The organism is Hymenobacter sp. DG01, assembly GCF_006352025.1.
In the GTDB taxonomy this organism is placed as follows: Bacteria; Bacteroidota; Bacteroidia; order Cytophagales; family Hymenobacteraceae; genus Hymenobacter.
Map to the genome: position 1 here is coordinate 3,584,793 of NZ_CP040936.1, position 19,075 is coordinate 3,603,867.

The window sequence follows — 19,075 nt, forward strand, 5'->3', positions numbered from 1 at the left end:
ACGGTTGGCCTCCTAACTTTATAGCCGTATTTAATCTATATAAATGGTTATGCCAGGATTCACTTGTACTACTTGCGGTCAGTTTCATGAGGAAATACCGATGTGCTTCGGATCAGAATTTCCAGACTATTATTTCAGTGTACCACCGGCCGAACGAGCGGAACGAGTTGAGCTAACAAGTGACTTGTGTGTAGTGGATGAAGAACACTTCTTTATTCGGGCTCGCATTGAAATTCCGGTAGAAGGGTCATTAGAGCCATTCTGCTGGAACGTTTGGACCTCCCTAAGTGAAGCTAACTTCATCCGGGCAAATGAAGTATGGAATGAACCGGACCGGGTGAACGAGCCAGCTTATTTCGGCTGGCTGCAAACGGTTATTCCCGGCTATGCCGATACGTTAAATATCCGTACGCTTGTCCATACTCAACCAGTTGGCACCATTCCACGCGTTGAGGTTATCGAAGAGAATCATCCTCTAATGCTAGACCAACGGCATGGCATTTCAATGTACCGCGTCATTGAGTTAGTGACTCCACTGTTGCACTAGCGCACCAGCCTCAACTTGTGGAATCCTGTGCTCTAGATATCCAATTACTTGCAAGCACTTCCCTCCTACGCCCTACCCGCCACGGCGGCCCGGATGTCGGCGGGTTCATCCTTGGGGATGGCGGCCAGCAGCTGGCGGGTGTACTCATGCTGGGGGTTAGCGTAGAGCTCAGCCGCCGGGCCGCTCTCCACAATTTTTCCCTGACGCATCACCAGCAGCCGGTCGCTCATAAAGCGGGCCACCGACAAGTCGTGGGTGATAAAGAGGTAGGTGATGCCGAACTCGCGCTTGAGGTCGTTGAGCAGGTTGAGCACCTGGGCCTGCACCGATACGTCGAGGGCCGAAACCGACTCGTCGCAGATGATGCACTTGGGCTGCAGGGCCAGGGCCCGGGCTATGCAGATGCGCTGACGCTGGCCTCCGCTGAACTCGTGGGGGTAGCGCAGGTAATGTTCGTCGCGTAGGCCCACGGTGCGGAGCAGCTCCAGCACCCGGTCCTTCTGCTGCTGCCGGGTGCCGCCCACCCCGTGCACCTGCATGGGCTCCCGGATGGCCTCGCCCACGGTCATCATAGGGTTGAGGGCAGCGTAAGGGTCCTGGAACACCATCTGAAACTCCCGGCGCTTGCGGCGCAGCTGGTCGGCCGGCAGCGTGGCCAGGTCCACTCCCTCGAACAGGATGCTACCCGAGGTAGGCTCCACCAGCCGCAGCAGCGTCCGGCCCAGCGTGGTTTTGCCGCAGCCCGACTCCCCTACCAACCCTACGGTTTCGCCAGGGTAAATATCGAAGCTCACTCCATCCACAGCCCGCACAAATTCCTTGGTCCGGTTGAAGAAGCCCTTGCGGATGGGAAAGTACACGTTGAGGTTCTCCACCTGCAACAGCGGCACCGAGCCAACGCGGGCTGCGGCTTGCCCTACCCCTGCTTTCTCAGCCAAGCTTACCGTAGCATCTTCTGATACTTGCCCTTCAGGCACACTACCGCCAATCTGATCTGTACTCAATAATAACGGCTGCCCTGATTCTGCACCTGGGGCCGTTTCCAGCCCAAAATGCGGTTCCACGGGGCGTGAAACAGAATGTTCCACGGGGAACGTTTTGGCGGTTTCGTTGCCGTTTTGAGAGGTTAAACCATCACTTTCACCTTCAACATCCTCAACGACTTGCGTGGCACTGGTTTCAGTGGCAATAAAGCCTCCATCGGCCGTTTCACGCATGAAATCGGCTACTACAGGTAACTTTTTTTTACCAACTGAAAGTTTTGGTCGGCAGGCCAGCAGCCCCTTGGTGTATGGGTGCTGGGGGTTGGTGAAAATATCGAGTATAGTGCCCTGCTCCACTACCCTACCCCGGTACATCACCAGAATCCGGTCGGCTATTTCAGCCACTACCCCCAGGTCGTGGGTGATGAAGATGACGGCCGTGTTGTGCTGGCGGCGCAGGTCGTCGATTAGGCGGAGCATGCGCGCTTGCACTGTCACGTCGAGGGCCGTGGTAGGCTCGTCGGCAATCAGGATGGCCGGGTTGCAGGCCATGGCCATGGCAATCATCACCCGCTGCTTCTGGCCGCCGCTGATTTCGTGGGGGTAGCTTGTGAAGATTTTCTCGGGGCGGGGGAGCTGGGCCATCGTAAACAGCTCCACGGTGCGGGCCGCGGCTTCTTTCTCCGTGAGCGTGGTGTGCAGGCGCAGGGCTTCCACTACCTGGCTGCCGCAGGTGTACACGGGGTTCAGGGAGGTCATCGGCTCCTGAAAAATCATGCTGATGTCGTTGCCCCTGACGCGCTGCAGCTGCTCATCGGTGAGCTGAAGCAGATCCACTTCCCCCAGCGCCTCCGACTGAAACCGCGCCTCACCGGAAGTAATCTGGCCGGGCGGCAGCGGAATCAGCCCCATCAGGGCCAACGACGTCACCGACTTCCCCGAGCCTGACTCGCCCACAATGGCCAGCGTTTCGCCCCGCCGCAGGTCAAAGGAAATATCTGCTACGGCCCGCGTGTTGCCACGGTGGCTGGCAAAATCGATGGTCAGGTTGCGGACGGACAGAATGGGCTGAGACACGACGACGGGAAGCGAGGCGGAAAAAAGTAAAGATAGGCAGGCGGGCAGTAGCTTGCGGCGGCTGTTTGGCGTACACGGAAACTGTCGTTTGGAGCAGGGCTCGGAACCTCGGTTGGCTGGTAAAGAACCGCAGCCGATTACTGCCGATTACTCGCCTCGCTCGGAATGACAGCCTACGCCCTGCCTTCAACAAAACTATTTAACCTCATTTCCCTACCCCATGCACTACCGCAAACTCGGCAAAACCGGCTTCAACATATCTGAAATTAGCCTTGGCACCTGGCAGGTAGGCGGCAAATGGGGCGACCCGTTCAGCCACGAAACCGCCGATGCTATCCTCAACAAAGCCGTAGATAGCGGCATCAACTTCATTGACACCGCTGACGTGTACGGCGATGGGGAAAGCGAAAAGGCCGTGGGCCGACTAGTGCGCAGCCGCTCTGAGCAGGTGTACGTGGCCACCAAATGCGGCCGCCAGCTGCAGCCCCACGTTAACGAGGCCTACCAGCCCGAGGCGCTCCGCAAGTTCGTGGAAGCCAGCTTGCGCAATATGCAGCTCGAAACCCTCGACCTGATTCAGCTGCACTGCCCGCCCACGGAAGTGTACTACCGCCCCGAAATCTTTGAGGTGTTTGACCGCCTGAAGGACGAAGGCAAGATCCGGAACCTGGGCGTGAGCGTGGAGAAAGTAGAGGAAGGGCTTAAGGCCCTCATGTTCTCCAACGTGACTACCGTTCAGCTAATCTTCAACATGTTCCGGCAGCGCCCCACGGAGCTGCTGTTCCAGGAAGCCAAGCGCCACGATGTGGGCCTGATTGTGCGCGTGCCGCTGGCCAGTGGCCTGCTCACCGGTAAGTTCTCCCGCGAAACCACCTTCTCGCCCGATGACCACCGCCAGTTCAACCGCAACGGTGAGGCCTTTGACAAAGGCGAAACCTTCTCGGGCGTAGATTACGAAACTGGCCTGGCAGCCGTGGAGGAGCTGAAAAAAATCTTCCCCGACCAGCCTAACCTCGCCCCCGTAGCCCTGCGCTGGGCGCTCATGTTTGATGAGGTAAGCTGCGTGATTCCCGGCGCCTCCCGGCCCGACCAGCTCGAATCGAACCTGCAGGCCGCCGCGCTGCCCGCCCTCACCGCCGAGCAAATGCAGGCCGTACGCGGCGTATATGAGCAGCGCATCAAGCCGCTGGTGCACCAAGTGTGGTAAGGATTTCACCTCTAGCTGTCATTCCGAGGAGCTAGCCGAAGCCAACTTTACGGTTACGCTGGAGTAGTACAATTACCTGCAGCAGAGAAGTTCTTCGCTTACAGGATGACAGCGCGTAACTAATAGAACAAAGAGGCCCGCTGGAACAGTTCCAGCGGGCCTTTTTAGCGTTGTTTAAGCAATTCTCTACGCTACTTCCGATGCCTCTGCGTCGCGGCGGGCCTGGGCGGCGGTAGCGTCATCGGCGGCTACGGGGTGGGCTTCCTCCAGGTGCTGCCCATAGAAGCGGTTCTGGAAAATCAGAATCAGGGCTACCCCCACGAAAATGGCCGAGTCGGCGATGTTAAAGATCGGCCAGAGCGAAACGTGCGAACCGCCTACCAGGGGCCAGGAGTCGGGCAAAATGCCTTCGTAAAGGTCCACGTACAGCATATCAATGACTTGCCCGTGCAGCCAGGGGGTAGGCGCCCCGAAGGGAGCGTTGTCGTAAATAACACCGTAGAAGATGGAATCGACGAGGTTACCGATGGCCCCGCCCAGAATCATGGCAATGCAGATGATCAGGCCGTTGGGCGCGTGTTGCTTCCAGAGGCGGTAGATGTAGTAGCTAATGCCCGTCACGGCTAGCAGGCGGAACAAGGTCAGGATAACCTTGCCGTAGGGCGCGGGCAGCTCTACCCCGAAAGCCATGCCCGGGTTTAGGGTGTAGTGCAGCTTAAACCAGTCGCCGAGCACGGGAATTTCGCCGGGCATACCCATGGGCATGTAGCGGTGCACGGCCCACTTCGAGAGTTGATCAATGACGATGACCAGCAAGGCCACGAGGTAGTATTTCCAGTACTTCATTCGAAGAGAGAAGTGAGAGGTTAGAAGTGAGACTTCGCCCTGACGCTCTGTCAGGCTCGGAACCTCTCCCCTCTCGTAGCACAAAGTGACAAAGATTTTTGGACTTTGCTACCGAAGCAGGCAGGCGGGTAATTGCGCCATTGGTATGTAGCTCGAAGGGCATTTTGTGCCCTTTTGAACCGCAGAAAGAACACAGCGCAGCACTTTGTGCGCCGGTGTGCCAACCGACCTTTTTCAAGAGCCGGTTGGCACCTCAGCATCAGGCAGTTGCTACTTCCAGCTGCACAGGCACGGTGTACTCGTCAAATTCCAGCACCGAACCGCCGTTCAGATCAGGAGCGAAATCCAGGGCCAGGGCCTGCACTTCCTCACGGATGTAGCTACCGAACGACTGCACGGCGGCTTCCAGCTCGGGCTGGTGCCCAAGCGTCACGCGGATGCGGTCCTGCACTTCCAGTCCGCTGTCTTTGCGCAGGTTCTGGAGGCGATTCACCAGCTCGCGAGCCACACCTTCCTGACGCAGCTCCTCGGTCAGGGTCACGTCGAGGGCTACCGTGAGCGGGCCGTCGGTGGCTACCAGCCAGCCGGGCAGGTCCTGGGTGCGGATTTCCACGTCGTCGGGGGCCAGGGTGTAGGCCTCGCCGTCGATTTCCACGGCCAGCTGACCGGTTTTTTCGAGGGTGCTGATTTCCTCCGGGGTCATCTGCTGGATGCGGGCACCCACGGCTTTCAGCTTGGCTCCGTACTGCTGGCCCAGGCGCTTGAAGTTGGGCTTCACCGACTTCACCAGCACGCCGCTGGTATCGTCGAGGAACTCCACGTGCTTCACGTTCACCTCGGCGCAGATCAGGTCTTCCACCTTGCCTACCTGCTCCCGGGTAGTCTCGTTGAACACCGGTACCAGAATGCGCTGCAGAGGCTGGCGCACCTTCAGCACCGACTTCTTCCGCAGGGAGTGCGTGAGCGAAGAAATACGCTGGGCCAGCTCCATGCGCTCCTCCAGAGCCTTATCGATGCGGCTTTCGTTGGCCTGCACCAGCAGCGTGAGGTGCACCGATTCGGGGGCTAGTGGGGTGTTTTTGGCTACTGCTTCCTCGCGCATACCGCCGGTCATGTTCTGGTAGAGCCACTCAGCGAAGAAGGGCGCAATGGGGGCCATGAGCTGGGCCACGACTACCAGACATTCCTGCAGGGTTTCGTAGGCGGCCTTTTTATCGGCGGTCAGCTCGCCCTTCCAGAAGCGGCGGCGCGAGAGGCGCACGTGCCAGTTGGAGAGCTGATCGGTCACGAAATCCTGGATGGCGCGAGCGGCCTTCGTGGGGTCATAGCCATCGTAGTAGCCACGTACTTCCTGAATCAACGACTGCAGCTTGCTGAGAATCCAGCGGTCCAGCTCGGTCAGCTCTTCGTAGGGCACCCGGTCGAACTCGCGGGCCTGGAAGCCGTCGAGGTTGGCGTAGAGGGCGTAGAACGAGTAGGTGTTGAAGAGCGTGCCGAAGAAGCGGCGCTGCACCTCCGTGATGCCGTTCAGGTCGAATTTGAGGTTGTCCCAGGGCTGAGCGTTGGCAATCATATACCAGCGCGTGGCATCGGGGCCAAACTGCTCAATGGTGCTGAACGGGTCGATGGCGTTGCCGAGGCGCTTGCTCATCTTGTTGCCGTTTTTATCCAGCACCAGGCCGTTGGCCATTACGTTTTTGTAGGCCACGGAGTCTTCCAACATCACCGCCAGAGCGTGCAGGGTAAAGAACCAGCCGCGGGTCTGGTCCACGCCTTCGGCAATGAAATCAGCCGGGAAGTTCTTCTCGAACTGGGCCTTGTTTTCCAGCGGGTAATGCCACTGCGCGTAGGGCATAGCGCCGCTGTCAAACCACACGTCGATGAGGTCGGTTTCGCGGTACATGGGCTGGCCGCTGGGCGACACGAGGAACACGTCGTCCACGTAGGGGCGGTGCAAATCCTTCATTTCGCCGGTGGCAATGGGGTTGTGCGTCATCACCTCGGCCGCTACGGCCTTATCAATTTCGGCGCTCAGCTCGGCAATGCTACCGATGCAGATTTCCTCCGAGCCGTCCTGGGTGCGCCAGATGGGCAGGGGCGTGCCCCAGTAGCGCGAGCGGCTCAGGTTCCAGTCCACCAGGTTTTCCAGCCAGTTGCCGAAGCGGCCGGTACCGGTGCTTTCGGGCTGCCAATTGATGGTTTTATTAAGCTCGATGAGCCGGTGTTTCACCGCCGTGGTCTTGATAAACCAAGAGTCCAGGGGGTAGTAAAGTACGGGCTTATCGGTGCGCCAGCAGTGCGGGTAGGTGTGCTCGTACTTCTCCACTTTGAAGGCCGTGCCGTCGCCTTTCATGCGGATGGCAATGCTTTCGTCGAGGGTTTTGTAGTCGGCGCCGCTCTGGTCGTGGCCGTCGTAGTTTTTCACCCAGCGGCCGCCAAATTCGCCCATCTGAGCTACGTAGCGGCCGGTGCGGTCCACCACCGGGCCCAGCTTGCCTTCGTCGTCGGCTACCAGCAGGGCGGGCACGCCAGCGAGTTGAGCAGCGCGGAAGTCATCGGCGCCAAACGTGGGCGAAATATGCACAATGCCGGTACCGTCTTCGGTGGTTACGAAGTCGCCGTTGATGACGCGGAAGGCGTTTTCCTCGCCCTCAAACGCTGGGAAGCCCTTGTCGTGACCGAACAGGCGCTCGTAGCGGATCCCTACCAGATCGGCGCCTTTGAAATTCGCTTCAATGCGCCAGGGCAGCACTTTATCGCCGGCTTTATAGTCCTCCAGCGAAGCCTCCTTGCCCTTGTCGGTAAAGTATTTGCCTACCAGCGCCTCTGCCAGGACCACCCGAATAGGCGCGCCGGTATAGGGGTTAAAGGTGCGCACCAGCACATACGAAATGCCTTTCCCCACCGCTAGGCCAGTGTTGGCAGGCAGCGTCCAGGGGGTCGTTGTCCAGGCCAGGATGTAGGTAGGAACCTCCCCAGCTCCGGCAAGCAGCTGCTCCGACTTCTCGTCGCGCTTCACCTTGAACTGGGCCACGATGGTCGTGTCCTTCACGTCGCGGTAGGTGCCGGGCTGGTTTAGCTCGTGGGAGCTGAGGCCGGTACCGGCGGCCGGAGAGTAGGGCTGGATGGTGTAGCCTTTGTAGAGGTAGCCTTTGTCGTAGAGCTTCTTGAGCAGCGCCCAGCAGCTCTCGATGTACTCGGGCTCGAAGGTGATATAGGGGTCATCGAGGTCAACCCAATAGCCCATTTTCTCGGTGAGGTCGTCCCACTGGGCCTTGAAGCGCATCACAGTTTCGCGGCAGCGCTGGTTGTACTCCTCGATGCTGATTTTCTTGCCGATATCCTCCTTCGTGATGCCCAGCTCCTTCTCTACCTGCAGCTCAATGGGCAGACCGTGGGTGTCCCAGCCGCCTTTGCGCGACACCTGCTTACCCAGCAAGGTCTGGTAGCGGCAGAAAATGTCTTTTACCGTCCGGGCCATGACGTGGTGAATGCCGGGGGCGCCGTTGGCCGAGGGCGGGCCTTCATAAAATACGAAGGTGGGCTGCCCTTCGCGGGTGCTCACGCTCTTCTCGAAGATGCCGTTCTGCTTCCACCACGCCAGGATATCGGTACCAACCTGGCCGTAGTTGAGCGGCTGCTTGTATTCGGGGTAGTTCATTGAGTGGGGAGTCTTAGCCCTAGTCGCCTCACCCCCTAGCCCCCTCTCCGAAAAAGGATAGGAAGGACCAGAGATAGAAGCGGCAGAGCTAGTAGAACTAGATTTTTAATTTTTAAGCTAACTCCCCTCCTTTTCGGAGAGGAGGCTATGGGGTGAGGCGACTAGGGCTAGGAACTAATGCCTTTGGGCTGCACCTGCATGCGGCTGAGGTTGAGTTCCAGGTCATCGTCTTCCTCGTGGTAGTTGTCGTCGTAATGACGGATACCGGATTGGTCGATAACGTCTTCGTCCTTGCCGTGCTCAAAGGTAACGAGCAGACAGGGCAGCAGAATCAGGTTGGAAAAGTTGGTAATCAGCAGGCTGGCCGACATCAACAGGCCCAAGGCCTTAGTACCGCCGAACTCTGAGAAGGCAAACACCGAAAAGCCCAGAAACAGCACAATGCTGGTGTAAATCATGCTGGTACCGGCCTCCGAAAGCGTAGTGGTAATGGCAGCCTTTACCCGGCGGCCGTTGGCGGCCATTTCCTGCCGGAATTTGGCCAGCAGGTGAATGGAGTTGTCGCCATCAATACCCAGGGCAATGCTGAAAATCAGGGCAGTGCTGGGCTTGAGCGGAATGCCAAAGTAGCCCATAATCCCGCCCGTAAGCAGCAGGGTGAAGAAGTTGGGCAGCAGGGTAAAGAACACCGCCCGGATGCTGCGGAACAGAATCAGGACCACCACGCCAACCAGCAAAAACGCATGCCAGAGACTGGTTTTGAGCGTCCCGATCAGGTACTCATTGCCTTTGGTGAAGATGATGGTGGTACCGGTCAGCTTCACTTTCAGGTCCGTGCCCTTGAAAATCCGGTCGATTTCGGGCTTGATACGGTTGTTGATCAGCGTATCGAGGTTGTGCGAGCCTACGTCGGCAATCTTCAGCGAGATGCGCGCCTGCTGCATGGTGCTGTCGGTGAAGGACCGCAACAGCTTGCTGGTGAGCTGGCCCTCAGTGCCCTTCGTGGACTGAGAGCGGGCCAGGTAGCTGAACACATAGTTCTTCTCGGAGTTATCGGGGAGGCGATAGAACTCGGGGTTGCCGTTGTAGAAAGCCTGGGTCGAGGCTTTCAGGAAGGTCACCACGCTGACGGGGGTAGTCAGCACGGGCTGGGTGCGCAGGAAGTTTTCCAGCCGGTCAATCCGCTCCAGGTTTTTGAGCTTCAGCAGGCCCTTAGGGCGGCCGGTATCTACCACCATTTCCAGAGGCATTACGCCGTTGAAGTGCTGCTCAAAGAACTTCAGGTCGGAGTTTACCGACGAGTCCTTAGGCAGATCATCCACCATGTAGCTTACCGACTTCACTTTGGTTACCCCGAACGAAGCCAGCACCAGCAAAACCAGAGCCGTGAGGTACACCGTGCGCCGGCGCTCCAGCACCAGGTAGTCGAAGAACTCCAGCAGCTTGGTCAGGGGCTTGGCCTCCAGGTGCTCCAGCTGCTTGGGGGTAGGTGGTGGCAGAATGGTGAAGATGATGGGCATCAGGATAAACGATACCGCAAACGCCACGAAAATATTGAGGGTAGCCACCAGCCCAAACTGGTACAGAATAGCAATGTTGGTGAAGCAGAACACCACGAAGCCAATGGCCGTGGTGGTGTTGTTCATGAGCGTTACCAACCCGATTTTGCGCACCACCCGTGCCATGGCCAGCACCTGGTTGCCCGATTTGCGGTAGTCGTAGTGGTAGCGGCTGAGTAGGTAGGTGCAGTTCGGGATGCCGATAACGATGATGATGCTCGGAATCAGGCCCGTGAGCAGGTTAATCTTGTAGCCCAGCAGCACCATGCTCCCGATGCACCACGTCACCACAATCAGCACAATCAGCAGCGGGAACACCACCGCCGACCACGTTCGGAAAAACATGAGCAAGGTCGCGGCCATCATCACAATGGTCAGGGCCACGAACAGCTTCATTTCCGAGGCCACTTTGGTGGTCATGGTGGCCCGCACGTAGGGTAGGCCGGCGTAGTGCATCTTGATGCCGGTCTTCGCCTGAAACCGCTCAGCGCGGCCCAGAATTTCCTGCATCACGGCCTCGCGCCGGCTGGAATTCAGGTACTTGGGGTCCATGGTGAGGGCCAGCAGCGTGGCTCCGGTGGTGGGCGAAATCAGCTGGCCTTTGTAGAACTCCTGGGAGTTGACCACCCGCATCAGCGAGTCGAGCTCGGGCTGGGTGCGTGGGAAGTTGCGGAAGATAGGCTCGGCCCGGAAGGTTTGGGTGGCGGTATCCTTTACCAGGCGGGGTAGGCGCGTTACACCCAGCACCCCGTTTACGCCCTGCACCCTGCTGAGCGTATCGGTGAGGGTGCGCAGCTCATTGAACTTGCGCAGCTCATACACCGAGCTATCCTGCATGCCCAGCACCAGCACGTTGCCATCCTCGCCAAACTGCCGCTTGAACTGCTGGAAGTACACCATGTCGGGGTCGTCGGGGGCTACCACCTGGGCGAAGTCGTAGGTCATCTGCACCTTCCGGGCTTCCCAGGCCATAAACACCGTGATAATAGCCAACAGCCCGATGAGCAGGCGGCGGTTCTTAATGACGAACAGGGCAAGGTTTCTCCACATAGGCTGCTAAAATGCAGCAAAGGTACGCAACCCCCGGCAGGTATCCGGTGCGGCTCCGGCATTAACCCCGCCGACAGGTTACAGCTCAGCCTGAGTTAGTTAGTTGGTTATTTTATTTTTTATTCTGAGTATAGGGAACATTTCATGAGCCCTGGCGCGTAAATATCCATACGTCAGTGCATTGCGGTATCTACCATTTGTATTATACCTGGTATTGACTGTCATTTTTCATTGCAATGATCCTCTACCATTCCCCGGATGCGGCTGTCACCTACCATCCGGCCTCTCAAACACTGCACCTCAACCTCACGGCCACTCGCTCGGGCGTATCGTTCGGGCAGGCGTATCAGCAGGCCCTGGAAGCCATGCTGGCCCGGAACGTGGGCAAGCTGCTCCTGGACCTGAAGCACAGCGTTTCCCTGACCGAGGAAGCCGAACTGCTGCACCCGCTTTCCACGGTGCTACCCCAGGAGCTGCCGCGCCCTTTGTTTATTGCCGCTGTCGTATCGGAGGGGCAGTACCGTTACCAGATCGGTAGCTCCCTGGCCTCCTACCCCCAACTCCGGCCCAAGTCGAGTTCAACTACTTTACCTCCCGCCGCGACGCTACCGCCTGGTTGGGCGAAAACTAGGGGGTAGCAAGTTTCAGCCGTATAAACAGAAAGGCCGCCGGAGCAATCCGGCGGCCTTTCTGTTTGTAGCACGGACTTTAGTCCGTCGGCGCCAGTGGCCTAGCGCGGGACCCGTACGGACTAAAGTCCGTGCTACAGGGCTCGGTTCCGTCCGGTGCCGTGCTTCTGGGCACCGGGCGTGTACGGACTAAAGTCCGTGCTACAGCTTTTCGAAAATGCGGGAGAAGCTCACGGCCTCGCCGATGTAGCCGCGCAGCTCGGCAATCGGCATGCGGGTCTGCTCGCGGGAGTCGCGGTGACGGACCGTTACGGTGTTGTCCTCCAGGGTCTGATGATCCACGGCAATGCAGAAGGGCGTGCCGATGAGGTCCTGGCGGGTGTAGCGCGTGCCGATGGAGTCCTTCTCCTCCACCACCAGCGGGAAGTCGTGGCGCAGGGAGTTGTAGATTTCGTTGGCTTTTTCAGGCAGGCCGTCCTTTTTCACCAGCGGGAAAATAGCGGCCTTGATGGGCGCTACGGCCGGGTGCAGGCGCAGCAGCTTGCGGGTTTTGGTTTGCTGCTTCTCGCCCTCACCCTCCACAATGGTTTCTTCCTGGTAAGCCTGACAGAGCGTAGCCAGAAACAGGCGGTCGGCGCCCACCGAGGTTTCCACCACGTAAGGCACGTAGTTGCCGTAGGGCTTGCCGGTTTCGGGGTTGATGTCGTTGTCGAAGTACTGCTGCTTCTTACGGCTGAGCGTCTGGTGCTGCATCAGGTCGAAGTCGGAGCGGGAGTGGATGCCCTCAATTTCCTTGAAGCCGAAGGGGAACTCATACTCGATATCGACGGCGGCTTTGGCGTAGTGGGCCAGCTTGTCGTGGTCGTGGAAGCGGAGCTTGTCGGCGGGCAGGCCCAGGGCCTCGTGCCAGCGGCGGCGGGTTTCCTTCCACTGGTTGTACCACTCGCCCTCGGTGCCAGGGCGCACGAAGAACTGCATTTCCATCTGCTCAAACTCCCGCATGCGGAAGATGAACTGGCGGGCCACAATCTCGTTGCGGAAGGCCTTGCCGATCTGGGCAATGCCAAACGGCACCTTCTGGCGCGCCGACTTCTGCACGTTCAGGAAGTTCACGAAGATGCCCTGGGCGGTTTCGGGGCGCAGGTAAATTTTGCTCGAGTCGTCGGCCACGGCGCCTACCTGCGTCGAGAACATGAGGTTGAACTGGCGCACATCGGTCCAGTTGCCGGTTTTCGAAACGGGGCAGATAATCTTCTCGTCGAGGATGAGCTGCTTTACGCCGGCCAGGTCCTCGGCCGTGAGCAGGCGGCCCATTTCGGCCAGCAGAGTTTCGGCGCGGGCTATTTCGCCGTTTTTCTCGTACTCGGCGGCTTTGTCTTCGAGCAGCACGTCGGCGCGGTAGCGCTTCTTGCTGTCGAGGTTGTCAATCATGGGGTCCGAAAAGCCATCGACGTGACCGGAGGCTTTCCAGGTGAGCGGATGCATGAAGATGGCCGCGTCAATGCCTACCACGTTCTGGTTGAGCTGGGTCATGGCCCGCCACCAGAGCTGCTTGAGGTTGTTTTTGAGCTCCACACCGTTGGGGCCGTAGTCGTACACGGCGGCCAGGCCGTCGTAGATTTCCGAGGAAGGGAATACGAAGCCGTATTCCTTGGCGTGCGACACGATATCGGCCAGGGTGTTTTCGGCCGTGGCGGCGGGTTTCTGCTCGTTGCTCATGAAGGAGGGTAGTAAGTAGAAGGTAGTAAGCAGCAGGAACCGGCGGAAAGGCAGCCGGCAGGCAAAGGCCGTAAGGCAACAGGCCGCCGGCATTACCAGCGGCAGCTATCAACTTACTACCTTCTTCCTGCTACTCAGTGGCAAAAGTAGCCAAAGCTAGAGCTTGCTACCTACCCCTACCCCCACAAATAGCCCCGAACCCTTGCCTTTCAATAAATTACTGAGCTCCAGCGGCCGCGGCCTAACCCGGCGCTACTTCTTGCGTTTAGCGCCTCGATAGCCGGGCTTGTCGGTGGGTCCGGTAACAATTTCATAATCTTGCGCCCCCTTTGGGCGGTCCTACCTTTGGTTACCGAAACTGAATCTTCACCAATCCCCCCTTTATGTTTGGCTTAGAGCCTCATGTGCTGTTGCTGCTGATTGCCTGTTTGGTAGCAGCCTGCGCGTTTGAATTTGTCAACGGTTTCCACGATACGGCCAACGCCGTGGCGACGGTGATTTACACCAACTCGCTGCGGCCGTGGGTAGCCGTGGTGTGGTCGGCGTTCTGGAATTTCGTGGGCGTTATTGCCGGCGGTATCAGCGTGGCCATGAGCATCGTGTACCTGCTGCCCGTAGAAAGCCTCGTCGATCAGAACGTGTACCACGGCATTGCCATGGTCGGGGCCCTGATTGTGGCGGCCATCATCTGGAACGTAGGCACCTGGTACTACGGGCTCCCCTCTTCCTCCTCGCACGCCCTTATCGGCTCCATCCTGGGGGTAGGCATTGCCTTCTCGCTGCTGCCCGGCAGCGGGGCCTCGGCCGTGAACTGGGGCAAGGCCGGCGAAACCGGCGCGGCCCTGCTCATCAGCCCCCTGTTCGGCTTTTCGCTGACCATTGTTCTGATGTTTCTGCTGCGGCGCTTCGTGCGCAACAAGGCCATCTTTAAGGAGCCCCACAAGCGCAAGCCCCCACCCATCTGGATTCGCCTGATTCTGATTGCGACCTGCACCCTGGTGAGCTACTTCCACGGCTCCAACGACGGGCAGAAGGGCGTAGGCCTGATTATGCTGATTCTGATTGGCATCGTGCCCGTGCACTTCGCCCTGAATCAGAAGCTCAATCCCCTGGATATGCGCGACTCGCTTACGCGGGTGGAACAGGTAATGCAAAAGCTGAACCCGGCTGAACTGGGCGAGGCCGACCGGAAGCTGCTGGCCGAAGTGCGCACCCAAACCACTACCCTCGACCAGATTTTCGCCGGCAAAACCGACGTGAAGCAGCTGCCCGAGCAATCCCGCTTTGAAATCCGGAAGGCTATCCTGCTGCTTTACACCCGGGCCAAGAAACTCACGGCCAGCGAAAAGGTGCCCCTGAGCTCCGCTGACCGCAAGGTGTATGAAGACAGCATTGCCCAGATGCGCACCTTCACGGATTATGCCCCCTGGCAGGTTTCTCTGATGGTAGCTCTTTCTCTGGGCATCGGGACGATGATTGGCTGGCAGCGCATCGTGAAAACTATTGGGGAGCGGATCGGGAAGGAGCACCTGACGTATGCCCAAGGCGCTTCCTCGGAGCTGGTAGCCGCCGCCATGATTGGTGCTTCCACCGGCTTCGGCCTGCCCTCCTCCACTACCCACGTGCTGTCCTCGGCCATTGCGGGTAGTATGGTGGCCAACCGCGGCATCAAGAACCTCAACCCCCAGATGGTGCGCAACATTGCCCTGGCCTGGGTGCTGACCCTGCCCGTAACGATGGTGCTGGCCGGCGGTCTGTTTCTGCTGTTCCGCAGCATTATGCCTTCCTAAGTTATTCTTGGAATAAAACAAAAAGACCGCTCCGGAGTCCGGAGCGGTCTTTTTGTTTTCACCTAGAAATGAGGCAGTTTACTTGCTAGTTATTTTAGCTCTCAAAGTGGGACAAGCTGTTGAAAACTCCCGGTTATGAGCACCTTATCAACTTATCCACAGGGAAAACCCGGATTTTTGTGGATAACTCAGGTTAAGCTGGCCACTGTACCTCCAAATCGTCGTTGATAAACACGCCGAAGTTGACGAACTGCAGTTCGTTTTCATCGAAGTACATATCAATCATTTCCTTCTCGTAGGAAAGACGCATCTCGCCGGTGTCCATTTTCTCCACCTCGCTTTGCTCGTGGCCGTGGCGCTTCATCAGGTCCTGAATTTCTTCAGGGCTCTTGCCATGAATGGCTTCGCCGTAGAGGCGGATGCCGGGGTGGTCCGTCTCGATGCAGCTCAGGCGGTAGTCGTCTTCCCGGTCGAAGTACAGGGAGTAGCCTTCTTCGAGGTAGTTCCAGGCTTGGTGCTCGAACTCATCGTCGTCTTCCGACTCCTCAATTTCCTCGGGCTCGCCCATCAGGGCCCGTACTTCGTCCATGGAGGCGCCAAACTTAAGGGGCCCCATGCCGATGCCGAGGGTGATTTCGTTTTCGTCGGTGCTGGAGGATTGGGCTGGTGTCTGCATAGCCGTTTTTAAAAGGGTAGAGGTTCAGGGAAAGTAAAGGTAGGCTTCTCGGAGTCATTTGCCGTAGCGGGCCTCAAACTCGGCGCGCTGGCGCACATACTCGGGGTGTTGCTTGGCCTTATCCCACAGCTGCTTGAAAATGGCAGCCGCGGCAGCTTTGGCAGGGTCCTCGGGGGTACGGGGTAATTCCTCCCGGCCGTGGGCGCCGCTCTGGCCTTTTTTGTCGTCAGGAACGGGACCATCGTACTTTTTGCCGCCCCGGTGGTTGGCGTAGCGCCGGGCCCGCGTGAAGCCCATCTGCAGGAACTTGCGCGCCATGTCGGCTCCTACAAAGTCGTGCGCTTTCAAATAGGCCTCAAACAGGCCGTAAATCTTCTCCCCCGACTCCTGGGCTACCTCCGGCGTCCGGAAGCGCCAGTGGGGCAGAATCTCGCCTTTATAGGGCTGTACCAGCAGCACACCCTGCTCGCCCTTGCCCACCCGGTACAGCTCGGGGTGCTGCCGGAAGTCAACGGTACGAAAATCGAGGCTGTAGTCGAAGGGCATGAGCGGGGAGGAGGCGCGGGTTGGCTCCTCTATACGCCGCCCACGCTGTAGCGGCCGTGCATTTTCCTGTCCGGAAGCCAGACCGGTGGATAAAGTGCCGCCTTGATGTGGATAACTCGTTAGTTATAAACAAGTAAGCGCCTTCCTATCCGTTTTCAGGCAACGCCCTTCTTTGGGCCTGCTCCGAAATTTGGCTGCCTGATGGCCTGCTCCTACCGGTTAAGCCCGCTGTCTTGCCTGGCTCCCCTGAAACCCGATGCGACCTGGGAGATGTGAGGACGACGATTCGGAGGCGTTCGGAAGAAACGGAAGTCGGTCCGCTTATCCACAGGTTAATAACTTTTAAAATTCTTTTTTTAAATAAATTCTCTTTTGTCACCCGTCGTTAGGGCTGTGTATAAGTGGATAAGATTTGAGAGTTATGCACAGCGGGGATAACATGTGCACAAGAATGGAGTTATACACCGCCTATCAACAGGGTATGTGGATAATAACTAATTGATTTACTAGAAGTTAAACCAGTTTTTAACAATCCACATAGCTTATGCACAAATCCACAATTCACATCCACAAGGCTATGTGGATTGTATGATTTTCGGGGGATAGTTATCCACTCTTATCCACCGTCGCGCTATCACTCCGGGAGGCTGCCAACGTGGGCAAAGCGCCAAAAAAACTTTTCCGCAAGTTCTCCACGAGTTATCCGCAGGTTTCCCCACCGTTATCCACAGGTTATGCGCCCTGTGCGGTTTTTAGTGGAAAACTATGTGGATTTCGTTGGGCTGAAACAGAGAAAAAGCGCCTGGGTGCCCAGAAAGCCTGATTTCAATTGTGGATATCTTTATGGGCCTGGTTCTATATAGAGGCAAATAGGACTTTAAGCAGGAAGCCACCCCTGCCGGCCCTACCCCGTAAGCCAAATCCCAAACCACGCCCAACAAGCCGGATAACACCGCTTGGCATCCTACCCTTCGGCCAGCACGGAGGGGTAGGAAACAGAGCACCCCAAGGGCAGGAGTGCCCTACCCCTGCAAACGAAAGCGCCTGGCTCCAGAGGCTGGAGCCAGGCGCTGCTGCGGAAATAGGCTCTTAGAAGCTCAGGGTTTCCACGTTATCGAAGTTGGAGCGTATCTCAATGGCTTTGGGAAACAGAAACACAGGCTCTGGCTGCTGGCGCAGCTGCGGGTCGCCGCCCTGCCAGCGGCCATCCTGGTTGGCGTCAATTAATACCCGCAGGCGGTAGGTGCCGGGCGAGAGGTAGTCGAAGCGGTAGGTACCGCGGGGGGTATCGAGGGTTGTTTGCACCTGGCTACTGGCATCCAGCAGTTGCACCCAGTAACGGGTAGCTTTGGTTTGTACCGGACCACTAAGCGAGCCGGTAGTGTTTTGCTCCGTAACCCGCAGGCGCAGCGGTTTCAGGCCCAGGCTCTGCCCCGTGATGCTCCCCACAACGCTGCTGTCAAGTAGAATGGTAATGTTGCGGCGGGCGTTGGTATTGAGGGCGAGGGCCAGCGTAGAGCGGTCGGCGGACAGGGCACCATCCTGGGGAAGGCGGAGGGGGCGGCGCTTCACCGAGTCCTCCACCAGCGTCCCGATGGACTTGTTCGAGACCAGGCGCACGGGCTCCTTAAAGACAAACTTCACCTGTCCTTGCCGGTACACCTCCCGGGGGTTGCCCTCCACCACGTACGCCGAGCCTTTGCGGGCAGGCGCGTTGCCCTGGAAACGCACGCTCACCGTGTCGCGGCCCGTATTTCCCACGCTGTCGGTGGCCGTGAGCAGGTAGCGGCCCTCCGCCAGCGCGGGCGTGCGGTAGAGCACCACCGTCCGGCCCTGGTCCGCTGTCTGCACGGCTTCGGCGAGGGCCGGGACGGGGGCCGCGGTTCCCAGGGGCGCCAGGGCTACCTGGGCTACCCCCTCGTTGTACGACACCCGGAAATCGGTGGGGTTGGGTTTCTGGGTTGTGATAAGCGGCCGGCGCGTATCGGGGCGGGTAAGGCGAAAGTTCAGGCTGTCGGTGGTGGGGCCTATGGTCAGCAGGTCGGAGAGGTAGCCAATCCGCTCCCCTTCCTCGTAGCGGTTGCTCTGGTTTTTATCGGCCAGGGCAAAGGCCCGGTAGCGGCCTTCCTTGAGGTAGTTCAGCTCGAAGCGCCCCTGCTTATCGGTGCGGGCCAGGTAGTAAGGCTTGCCGCGCCGCACGTTGGCCGTGTCGGCTTCGGGATATAAAACCACCGAGGCATTTTCATAGGGTGCCTGCGTAAGTACATCAGTCACTACCCCCCGCACCGAGCCGGAGTCAAGCTGCGCCCCCGTGCTGAAGCTCACCATGGCCTTCTGGGCCGGGTTGCTCTCGGTAATGTCGCTGATGGAGTTGCCGAAGTTAAAGGAGTAGGTAGTGTTGGGAGCGAAGGGCTTGTCGAAGGTGAGCGTAATGGCCGTGCGGTCTTCCCGCACTTTGTAGGTGTTCTTCTCATCGAGCAGAGGCGCCACAATCAGGTTTTTCTGCAGGTCCTTGATCTGCACCTGCTCCGAAAACTCCAGCCGCACCGACTGGCCTGTGACGTTGCGGGCACCGTTGGCCGGCACGGTTCGCAACAGCTTGGGCGGAGTCGTGTCGCGCACCCCGCCCTCGGGCGAGCTGATGGCCGCGCAGCCGTGGAGCCCGGCGGCGCCTAGTAATAACAAGAGCACACTGGCTCGGGAAGGGAGAGGCATAGAAAACAGGTTCGCGGAGGTTACGGGGGGTAGGCCGGTAGCCCGAATATCGCTCTGGTGCCAGGCCAGG

Annotated in this window: 12 protein-coding genes; 4 read left to right on the plus strand and 8 right to left on the minus strand. The window is 58.5% G+C overall.

The window, feature by feature from the left end:
- Positions 1-49: 49 nt before the first annotated feature.
- Positions 50-547, plus strand: coding sequence for a DUF2199 domain-containing protein (locus tag FGZ14_RS15215; RefSeq protein ID WP_139925069.1), 498 nt, complete (start codon positions 50-52; stop codon positions 545-547).
- 65 nt (positions 548-612) lie between these two features.
- Here the strand turns inward: FGZ14_RS15215 and FGZ14_RS15220 are convergent, their stop codons facing one another.
- A complete protein-coding gene (locus FGZ14_RS15220) occupies positions 613-2,607 on the minus strand; it encodes an ABC transporter ATP-binding protein (RefSeq protein WP_139925070.1) in 1,995 nt (664 codons plus the stop codon).
- 220 nt (positions 2,608-2,827) lie between these two features.
- Between FGZ14_RS15220 and FGZ14_RS15225 the strand changes: the two genes are divergently transcribed.
- On the plus strand, positions 2,828-3,814 hold the full coding sequence (locus tag FGZ14_RS15225) for an aldo/keto reductase (protein WP_139925071.1): 987 nt from the start codon (positions 2,828-2,830) through the stop codon (positions 3,812-3,814).
- A gap of 186 nt (positions 3,815-4,000) precedes the next feature.
- Here the strand turns inward: FGZ14_RS15225 and FGZ14_RS15230 are convergent, their stop codons facing one another.
- The 3 genes from FGZ14_RS15230 to FGZ14_RS15240 all read right to left on the minus strand — a co-directional run bounded on the left by FGZ14_RS15230 (position 4,001) and on the right by FGZ14_RS15240 (position 10,930).
- Positions 4,001-4,660, minus strand: coding sequence for a lipoprotein signal peptidase (locus tag FGZ14_RS15230; protein WP_139925072.1), 660 nt, complete (start codon positions 4,658-4,660; stop codon positions 4,001-4,003).
- 259 nt (positions 4,661-4,919) lie between these two features.
- Positions 4,920-8,321, minus strand: a complete 3,402-nt coding sequence (ileS, locus tag FGZ14_RS15235) for an isoleucine--tRNA ligase (protein ID WP_139925073.1) — start codon at positions 8,319-8,321, stop codon at positions 4,920-4,922.
- Between the two features lie 167 nt (positions 8,322-8,488).
- Positions 8,489-10,930, minus strand: a complete 2,442-nt coding sequence (locus FGZ14_RS15240; protein ID WP_139925074.1) for an RND family transporter — start codon at positions 10,928-10,930, stop codon at positions 8,489-8,491.
- 236 nt (positions 10,931-11,166) lie between these two features.
- Here FGZ14_RS15240 and FGZ14_RS15245 point away from each other — a divergent pair, with 236 nt between their 5' ends.
- Positions 11,167-11,568, plus strand: coding sequence for a hypothetical protein (locus FGZ14_RS15245; RefSeq protein ID WP_139925075.1), 402 nt, complete (start codon positions 11,167-11,169; stop codon positions 11,566-11,568).
- Between the two features lie 192 nt (positions 11,569-11,760).
- Here FGZ14_RS15245 and FGZ14_RS15250 read toward each other — a convergent pair whose 3' ends face one another.
- Positions 11,761-13,278: a glycine--tRNA ligase gene (locus FGZ14_RS15250; RefSeq protein ID WP_139925076.1), complete on the minus strand. Its 1,518-nt coding sequence runs from the start codon at positions 13,276-13,278 to the stop codon at positions 11,761-11,763.
- 383 nt (positions 13,279-13,661) lie between these two features.
- Here FGZ14_RS15250 and FGZ14_RS15255 point away from each other — a divergent pair, with 383 nt between their 5' ends.
- On the plus strand, positions 13,662-15,068 hold the full coding sequence (locus FGZ14_RS15255; RefSeq protein ID WP_139925077.1) for an inorganic phosphate transporter: 1,407 nt from the start codon (positions 13,662-13,664) through the stop codon (positions 15,066-15,068).
- Between the two features lie 193 nt (positions 15,069-15,261).
- Here the strand turns inward: FGZ14_RS15255 and FGZ14_RS15260 are convergent, their stop codons facing one another.
- The 3 genes from FGZ14_RS15260 to FGZ14_RS15270 all read right to left on the minus strand — a co-directional run bounded on the left by FGZ14_RS15260 (position 15,262) and on the right by FGZ14_RS15270 (position 19,005).
- Positions 15,262-15,744, minus strand: coding sequence for a hypothetical protein (locus tag FGZ14_RS15260; RefSeq protein WP_139925078.1), 483 nt, complete (start codon positions 15,742-15,744; stop codon positions 15,262-15,264).
- A 54-nt stretch (positions 15,745-15,798) separates the two neighbouring features.
- A complete protein-coding gene (locus tag FGZ14_RS15265; RefSeq protein ID WP_139925079.1) occupies positions 15,799-16,290 on the minus strand; it encodes a DUF4385 domain-containing protein in 492 nt (163 codons plus the stop codon).
- A gap of 1,089 nt (positions 16,291-17,379) precedes the next feature.
- Positions 17,380-19,005, minus strand: a complete 1,626-nt coding sequence (locus FGZ14_RS15270) for an Ig-like domain-containing domain (protein WP_139925080.1) — start codon at positions 19,003-19,005, stop codon at positions 17,380-17,382.
- Positions 19,006-19,075 lie beyond the last annotated feature (70 nt).

Bases quoted from the DNA above. Each gene is read 5' to 3' on its own strand.
- FGZ14_RS15260 (WP_139925078.1), bottom strand. From the start codon at position 15,744: ATGCAGACACCAGCCCAATCCTCCAGCACCGACGAAAACGAAATCACC.
- FGZ14_RS15215 (WP_139925069.1), top strand. From the start codon at position 50: ATGCCAGGATTCACTTGTACTACTTGCGGTCAGTTTCATGAGGAAATA.
- FGZ14_RS15250 (WP_139925076.1), bottom strand. From the start codon at position 13,278: ATGAGCAACGAGCAGAAACCCGCCGCCACGGCCGAAAACACCCTGGCC.
- FGZ14_RS15240 (WP_139925074.1), bottom strand. From the start codon at position 10,930: ATGTGGAGAAACCTTGCCCTGTTCGTCATTAAGAACCGCCGCCTGCTC.
- FGZ14_RS15270 (WP_139925080.1), bottom strand. From the start codon at position 19,005: ATGCCTCTCCCTTCCCGAGCCAGTGTGCTCTTGTTATTACTAGGCGCC.
- FGZ14_RS15265 (WP_139925079.1), bottom strand. From the start codon at position 16,290: ATGCCCTTCGACTACAGCCTCGATTTTCGTACCGTTGACTTCCGGCAG.
- FGZ14_RS15255 (WP_139925077.1), top strand. From the start codon at position 13,662: ATGTTTGGCTTAGAGCCTCATGTGCTGTTGCTGCTGATTGCCTGTTTG.
- ileS (WP_139925073.1), bottom strand. From the start codon at position 8,321: ATGAACTACCCCGAATACAAGCAGCCGCTCAACTACGGCCAGGTTGGT.
- FGZ14_RS15225 (WP_139925071.1), top strand. From the start codon at position 2,828: ATGCACTACCGCAAACTCGGCAAAACCGGCTTCAACATATCTGAAATT.
- FGZ14_RS15230 (WP_139925072.1), bottom strand. From the start codon at position 4,660: ATGAAGTACTGGAAATACTACCTCGTGGCCTTGCTGGTCATCGTCATT.
- FGZ14_RS15245 (WP_139925075.1), top strand. From the start codon at position 11,167: ATGATCCTCTACCATTCCCCGGATGCGGCTGTCACCTACCATCCGGCC.